The organism is Arthrobacter sp. Hiyo1 (assembly GCF_001263615.2).
Classification (GTDB): Bacteria; Actinomycetota; Actinomycetes; order Actinomycetales; family Micrococcaceae; genus Arthrobacter.
Map to the genome: position 1 here is coordinate 31,140 of NZ_DF952475.1, position 6,780 is coordinate 37,919.

The window sequence follows — 6,780 nt, forward strand, 5'->3', positions numbered from 1 at the left end:
AAGGGCGCCGTCCGCGGCGGGAAAGTGGTCATGGTCGGGCTGCTGCCCTCAGGACCGCAGCCGGTCTTCATTTCGTTGGCCATCACCCGCGAGCTCGAACTGCTCGGTTCCTTCCGATTCAACAACGAGATCGACGAGGTCATTGCCGCCCTCGCGGACGGTTCGCTCTACGTGGACCCGGTCGTGACCCACGAATTCACGCTGGACCGTGGACTGGAGGCCTTCGAGGTGGCCAGGAACCCGGCCGAATCCGGGAAAGTCCTGCTCAGTTTTGAGCCGGCTGGTTCAAGACCTGCGCCGGAAGCGGTCCTCTGATGGCGGGCCTCCGTCCGATGGCCATCATGGGCGTGTCCGGAAGCGGCAAGACGGTACTGGGACAAGCCTTGGGAAAGAGGCTCGGCATACCTTTCATCGACGCGGACGACCTCCACCCGGCGTCGAACAAAGCCCTGATGGCGGCGGGTATCCCTCTAACCGATGCCGACAGGATCCCGTGGCTGAACGTGGTTGCCGCCACCATCGCCAAGGGCGTCAGCGAGAACCAGCCCAGCGTCGTGGCCTGCTCGGCCCTCAAACGCACGTACAGGGACCTGCTCCGGACCCAGGTGTCCGATCTGCTCCTGATCTACATCGACGGTGCGGCCGAAGTCATCGCCCGGAGGCTGGAAGACCGCGAGCACGAATACATGCCCGCGAGTCTGTTGGCCTCGCAGATCGCCACGCTGGAGCAGCCTGAAGCCGACGAAGCCTACATACGGGTCCTGCGGAGCTTACGGTGGAAGAGTCGGCGGACCTGATCCTGGGCACGCTCCACCTTTCACTCGCCGCACCACGCGCTGACTGAAGGACCCTGATCAAGCAGTGGGCCGGGCCGAGGAAGACCTTCACGACCAACTCCTGCAACGCATCGCCCACCACTACTTTGTCGGGGGCATGCTGCAGAGCGACATCGCCGCAGTCGAACACCTCTCCCGGCCCAGCGTCTCCCGCCTGCTGACGGAAGCCCGCGAACGCGGCGTTGTCCAATTCAGGATCGGCCCGCCCGTGGATCGTGTGCCTGAGCTGGAGACGGAACTGCAGCGCCGGGCACCCCTTCACGCCTGCATCGTCTCGACGGGCAAACCCCGGGCACTCTACGCAAACTCAAGCAGGCTCGGCTACGTCGCGGCACGCTACCTTGAATCCCAGCTCTCCCATGTCAGACTCCTTGGTGTCGCCTCGAGTCGGTCGCTGTCCGGCGTTGTTGAGTCGATGGTCCAGGCGCATAGGCGGGACCTCACGGTCATTGACCTGCTGGGGTGTCTCCCGGGCGGACGGGCAGACAGGGGACGCCGTACCGGGAGTGCGAGTGTGGACGGCGGTGGTCCGAACACCGCCCGGCTCATTGCCGCGTGGCTTGGTGCCTCTTTTCGGGCGCTACCGGCACCATTCGTGCACAAGACAGCTTCCTCGCTCGAGGCCGCCCTGAGCGCGGCCGTGGTCCGGGAAACCTTGGAACTGGGCCCGCACAGCGAACTGGCTCTGGTGGGGGTCGGCTCGATGAAACGCTTCGACGGTACCGGCGCCTATAGTCCCATCCCCGTCAAGGAACTGGACGAACTCGAGACCCGAGGTGCCGTAGGCCACCTGTGCGGCCATTTCCTGCGGGAAGACGGTTCCGTTCTTGAACCATCCGGCGGCCCCTTCCTGCTCGGAATAGCGGCCGATGCGCTGCGGCAAATCCCGCAACGGCTCGCCGTAGCCGCCGGCTGGAACAAGGTCCGCCCCATCGCCGCAGCCATTCGGGGCGGCCTCATCTCCGAACTCGTCACAGATCAGGCAACCGCCGCCTCCTTGGTCCGGCTGCTCCATCCCTGAGACATCCCGGGGCTGGTTCCCGAGGGCTTCCGCCGTGGTGTGGAAAGAAATGCAACCCGTGTTCCCAGAAGGCCGATAAAAACGGATCTCTATATGTCATTCGTGCTCGAACGCGGGCAGAACAGCAACCAATGTTTCGGTCATCATGACCCATATCAGTTTTCTGAAGTACCCGTGCGTGGGTTCGGTCACCGCCGTGGATGCTCCACCGGTTGTACTCGATCGCGCCCAAGGTATCGGCTGCTGCCTGAACAGGTGGCAGCTGTTCGTGTTTGCGCACGATCTATTGAAGAGGTCTAACCGTGTTGTTTCCCAGCCCGAGGGCTCGGCAGGTGCAGCCTGATCCCTCGGGCTGGGAACATGATCCTGGCCGGGACGGTGGCGAGTCCCCGGCCAGGATCATGGTTGTCGCCGTTGTCCCGGGAATCGATCCGGCGCCCGTCGCGACCCCTATGCTGCGCTTCTCGTTCCGTTTCCGCAGCGGCCCCGGCCTACTCCAAAGCGACGGCTTTGGTCTCCTTGGCCACCATGTAGATCAGCCCACCCAGGGCAAGAAGAAGGGCAAAGAGATAAAAGGCCGGCGGAACCGCCTGCACGGTGACGTTTTGTTTGATCATCGAGCCACCGACAAGCGCACCCATGAGGGCGGGGCCGAAGATCTTGGCCGTGGCGCCGAGGCCGTAGCCGAGTCCCAGGCCGGTCGCCCGGACCTCGTGCGGGAACTGTTCGGCTCCGAAGGCATTGAGGATGCCGAAGGCGCCGTCGCCGAAGGTCATGGTGATGAGCACACCGGCGAAGAACACCACGCCGGATTGGGCGTTTGCTGCGATGAGGCAGCCGACGGCACCGAGCAGGCCAAAGGACAGCAGGACCCAACGTCGGCCGATTCGGTCAGCCAGCCACGCCGACGTAAGACGGCCGAGGACGTCGCCGATCGCGACCCAGGTGAACAGGGCACCGACCGTGGCGGCGGTGTAGCCGTAGCCGTCCTTGAGCAGGGTCTGGCCCCAGGACTGGACGGTGAATGATCCCAGGATGAAGCAGAAAGAGCCGAGGGTGATGATGGCGAGCTGTTTTGGGTACTTCCGGAAGAGCAGGCGGTAGGGCGCCTTGGTTTGATGCGCTACGTCCGGCAGCTGTCCGACCTCGGTGGCGGGGATATCCATCGCCCACGCGAATGCATCGCGGGCTTCCTCGGTGCGGCCCTGGAGCTGCAGGAACCTCGGCGACTCAGGGACGCGCCGCAGCCACAGGAGAAGGAAGACCGGGAGGACCCCGAGGGCGATGAGACCACGCCAGCCGATGATGTCTCCCAGCCATTGCTGTGCCTGGCGCCGAGCAGCAGACCGAGCGGGATGAACACTGACGCGAGGCCGGCGAGCAGGCCGCGCCGCTTCGAGGGCACGAGCTCCTGGACGTAGGGTATCGACGAGATATTGAGACCGCCGACACCGATGCCCACCGCCACCCGCAGGATGGCGAGGACCCACCAGCCACGGTCGGGGGTGAACAGGGACAGGAAGGTGAAGAAGGTGAACAGGACCACGCACCAGAAGAAGGCTTTGCGGCGTCCGATCTTGTCTGCAAGGCGTCCCCACATGATGGCGCCGAGGACGGTGCCGAGCCCGGAGCAGGCGAGGATGACACCCGCTTCCAGGCCGGTGAGGTGCCACGGCACAGTCAATAGCGAGACGACGAAACCGATGAGGAACATGTCGAAGAACTCCGAGATGTTGCCGAGAACCACAAGCCCGATGAGGCTCTTTTGGTGTCCGGTCAGGGGCCGGGAGTCGATCTGCTGTGTGGCGGTGAGGGCGGGGGCTGCTGTCCCCGTGGGTGCTTTCATTGCGATCCGATCGTGATTGTGTTGCGGGTCAGCGGATGATCTGGTTGCTCGTCGGGATGGCTGACCCGCGCTCATGTCGGGAGCGCCGCAAAAGGCTGGAACTTGTGTTTCGACATCAAAAAGAACACGACGACGATGCTGGGAATCGCGGTCGTTTTCGGATACCGGGCCGGGTGCATATCGCTCCTTCGCGACAAGGCGGTGACCGGGGGCTGCGGTGCCAGCCGGACACCGAAAGTAGGTTTCGGTCGACCCGATACAACCCCAGTGACCTGAGGAGATCAATCAATACCCGCAAACCTGAACATCCGTTCCAATACGCCCGGATTTGACCGGATCGGTCCCGGCGCAATGACTTGGAGCTAATACTGGAAGTCTGTTTTCGATGCCTCCTCACAGTCGAGGCCGCTTCAAGAAGAAGGGGATACCCATGCACCAGAACCAGCTATCCACCCTCAGCGTCAAGGAATTGCCGGCCCGAACGATGACCATGCATCATGTGTGCCTTGTTGTCTCCGATATTGCCGCCACCCGGGACTTCTATGTCAACGTCCTCGGATTCGAGGAAATTCACCGGCCCACGGATTTTGTGTTCCATGGTGCGTACTTCCAGAACGGCGACGTCGAAGTGCACGTGGTCCGCGAAACCGAACCTGGCCGCCTGGCCAGGAACACCCCCGGCTGGGAGGCTGAGGAACTGCGCACGGGGCTGTGCCATCACTTCGCGGTGCTGGTCGATTCTTTTGAGCCCTTCCTGGCAGCGATGCGGGAACGCGGACTTGAACGTGTGGGCGGACCACGCGTCCGCGACGACTACGTCGAGCAGATCTACATCGCCGATCCGGACGGGCACGTCATCGAACTGCTGTGCCAGCACACCCCGGAAGCCGGCCACGCGCGACGCATCGAGATCTTCGACCTTGGCATCGCCGTTCCCGTAGCCCCCGGGTACCCGGTAACGGACCCCCGGGCCAAGTATGGGGTGCTCTGCGGTGGCTAAGGTTTCCTTCAGGGGCGGCTTGCACTGCAGGCGGTCCTGAATCGCGCAAGCGGATCGGCGCATATCGCTTTTCCCTTGGGAGCGGGACCGCATCTTCTTTGCTCTGTCCTACTGATCCGCGTAGTCCCGGCTGCCCGGGCGACTCATGACTGAATGGATGATTATCGTGATTACAAGCCCTGCCGTCCCCCGCGTCCACATCGCCACGGACCACGCCGGAATGGAGCTCAGCGCCCACTTGGTCAGCCATCTGACACAAAAGGGATATGACGTCGTGGACCACGGGCCCAGGGAATTCGACCCACTGGACGACTATCCGTCCTTCTGCATCAATGCGGCACTGGCCGTGGTGGCGGACCAGCAGGCCGGGATGCATGCCCTGGGCATCGTGCTCGGCGGTTCGGGAAATGGGGAACAAATAGCGGCCAACAAAGTCAAGGGTGCGCGCGTCGCCCTTGCCTGGAACCATGCCACCGCCACCCTCGCACGCGAGCACAACGATGCCAACGTGCTGGCCATCGGAGGACGCCAGCACAGTGTGGAGGAGGCCACCGGCATAGCCGAGGCGTTCCTGCAGGAATCCTTCACCAACGAGGAACGACACATCCGCCGCATCGCGCAAATCGCCGCGTATGAGGGGCGCTAATCCTTGGAGACAGCCCTGTGTGCCTAGGCTATTCGTGATGCAGCCACCACATACCAGATCCGCAGGCTGCCCACGGCAGGGTCGCGGATCTGAACCTTGATCCTCGCCGGCCTCGACCAATCGGGGCGCAGCTCAGAAGCCTACCTCAGCAATATCCGCCCGTTTCTCGGCGAGTACTACAGCGACCTGCATGGATTGCTGGGTCAGCCATTGGCGGTAGTTCTTCGCGAGGTTGTCGTTTCGGAGGAGGCCCCGTTCCAAGAGAGAAATTTTGGACGGCCAGTTGCCACGCTCGCGGGCAGCGGTCGTGATGGTTATTCCGAGCGTGGTGCGCGTGTGGCGAAGGTCGGTGTTGTTTGGCGCTGCTTGGGGGTTGGTGATCTGCCGGTAGATTTCCCGGGCTGCGTAGCGTTTGAGGCAGCGCATGATTTCCCGTTTACTCTTGGCCTCTGCGGTGCGTTTGACCACGTAGTCCTTTGTCCGTTGGCACGAGGCCATGCGGACCAGGACGACCTGATACAAGGCATGGGTGGCGTTGCGATCGCCGCCTCTGCTGAGCCGGTGACGGGTTGTCTTGCCCGAGGACGCGGGTATGGGCGCGACCCCGACGAGGGCAGCGAATTGGGCTTCGTTTCCTATCCGGTCTGGGTTGTCTCCGACTGTGACCAGGAGTTGGCTGGCTACCTCCGTTCCGACTCCTGGCAGGTCACAGAGCATCGGCGCGTAGACATCGAGGATTTCTTGGAGGGCAGCGTCGGCTGAGGCGATTTCTGCCGCTATGGACTGGCAACGGGTGGCCAGGGCTTTCAATGTCAGCAGGCACACGTACTCGGGGTCAGCCATATGACCGGCCGGCCTGGTGCGCTGCAGGGCTGTGATCATCGCCGAGGTTCCTAGCCCCCTGTATTTCGCCCGGAGCTTGTCCGGGGCTGAAACGAGGAGACCTTTGATCTGATTGATGGCAGCGGTGCGAGCCTTTAGCGCCGATGTACGCCCGGCCCGCAGGATCCGCAGGCATTCAACGGGACCATCCTTGGCTTTAGGGACCGATGTGGTCCTGCCGTCGAGTAACGATTGAGCGGCCTGGTAGGCGTCCAAAGGATCGGACTTGCCCTTCAGCCGGCGCGCCGCACGGTTCGGGCGGTTCACCTCCAACACGGTCGACCCTTCGCCACGCCGGACTGGCCAGTTCAATTTCGAGTCAGTCCGGGGGGGAAACGGGGGGGGAGAAGTAGCCCTCCATAGCAAACGGCCAAGCCCCTCTTTCGCCGCCCCGACCGGGGTGGTGCCCCGTGCGGCTAGGGCACGGTGTAGGAGTTCAGCGGCCTGCCGGTGGTGCCGTACGTGAGGTCCAGGATGAGAAGGCCTTTGCGTTCCAGCACACTGAGGTAACGCTGCGCCGTCGGGCGGCTGACGCCGAGCTGCTCGGCG

General features: G+C 63.4%; 6 protein-coding genes and 2 pseudogenes. 5 read left to right on the plus strand and 3 right to left on the minus strand.

Annotated elements, in window-relative coordinates; genetic code table 11:
• From AHiyo1_RS19175 to AHiyo1_RS19185, 3 genes and pseudogenes are all read left to right on the plus strand, one after another.
• Positions 1-315, plus strand: a pseudogene (locus tag AHiyo1_RS19175) (L-idonate 5-dehydrogenase); the annotation flags it as partial.
• Complete coding sequence (locus AHiyo1_RS19180) at positions 315-797, plus strand: gluconokinase (RefSeq protein WP_059389618.1); 483 nt, start codon at positions 315-317, stop codon at positions 795-797. The pseudogene AHiyo1_RS19175 and the gene AHiyo1_RS19180, both read left to right, overlap by 1 nt.
• A 64-nt stretch (positions 798-861) precedes the next feature.
• Positions 862-1,857, plus strand: coding sequence for a sugar-binding transcriptional regulator (locus AHiyo1_RS19185; protein WP_059389619.1), 996 nt, complete (start codon positions 862-864; stop codon positions 1,855-1,857).
• Between the two features lie 491 nt (positions 1,858-2,348).
• Here the strand turns inward: AHiyo1_RS19185 and AHiyo1_RS25705 are convergent, their stop codons facing one another.
• Both AHiyo1_RS25705 and AHiyo1_RS28040 read right to left on the minus strand, forming a co-directional pair.
• Entirely contained in the window at positions 2,349-3,347 is a 999-nt protein-coding gene (locus AHiyo1_RS25705; RefSeq protein ID WP_253257506.1) for an MFS transporter, read from the minus strand.
• Positions 3,245-3,778, minus strand: a pseudogene (locus AHiyo1_RS28040) (MFS transporter); the annotation flags it as partial. The pseudogene AHiyo1_RS28040 and the gene AHiyo1_RS25705, both read right to left, overlap by 103 nt.
• Before the next feature lie 355 nt (positions 3,779-4,133).
• On the opposite strand from AHiyo1_RS28040, the gene AHiyo1_RS19195 reads away from it, so the two are divergent.
• Both AHiyo1_RS19195 and AHiyo1_RS19200 read left to right on the plus strand, forming a co-directional pair.
• Complete coding sequence (locus AHiyo1_RS19195; protein ID WP_059389620.1) at positions 4,134-4,703, plus strand: VOC family protein; 570 nt, start codon at positions 4,134-4,136, stop codon at positions 4,701-4,703.
• Between the two features lie 166 nt (positions 4,704-4,869).
• Positions 4,870-5,349: a ribose-5-phosphate isomerase gene (locus AHiyo1_RS19200; RefSeq protein WP_059389622.1), complete on the plus strand. Its 480-nt coding sequence runs from the start codon at positions 4,870-4,872 to the stop codon at positions 5,347-5,349.
• Positions 5,350-5,481: 132 nt separating this feature from the next.
• Here the strand turns inward: AHiyo1_RS19200 and AHiyo1_RS19205 are convergent, their stop codons facing one another.
• Complete coding sequence (locus tag AHiyo1_RS19205) at positions 5,482-6,507, minus strand: transposase (RefSeq protein ID WP_253257469.1); 1,026 nt, start codon at positions 6,505-6,507, stop codon at positions 5,482-5,484.
• Positions 6,508-6,780: the final 273 nt, after the last annotated feature.

Coding starts and splice junctions, on each gene's coding strand:
- AHiyo1_RS19180 (WP_059389618.1), top strand. CDS start 315: ATGGCGGGCCTCCGTCCGATGGCCATCATGGGCGTGTCCGGAAGCGGC.
- AHiyo1_RS19195 (WP_059389620.1), top strand. CDS start 4,134: ATGCACCAGAACCAGCTATCCACCCTCAGCGTCAAGGAATTGCCGGCC.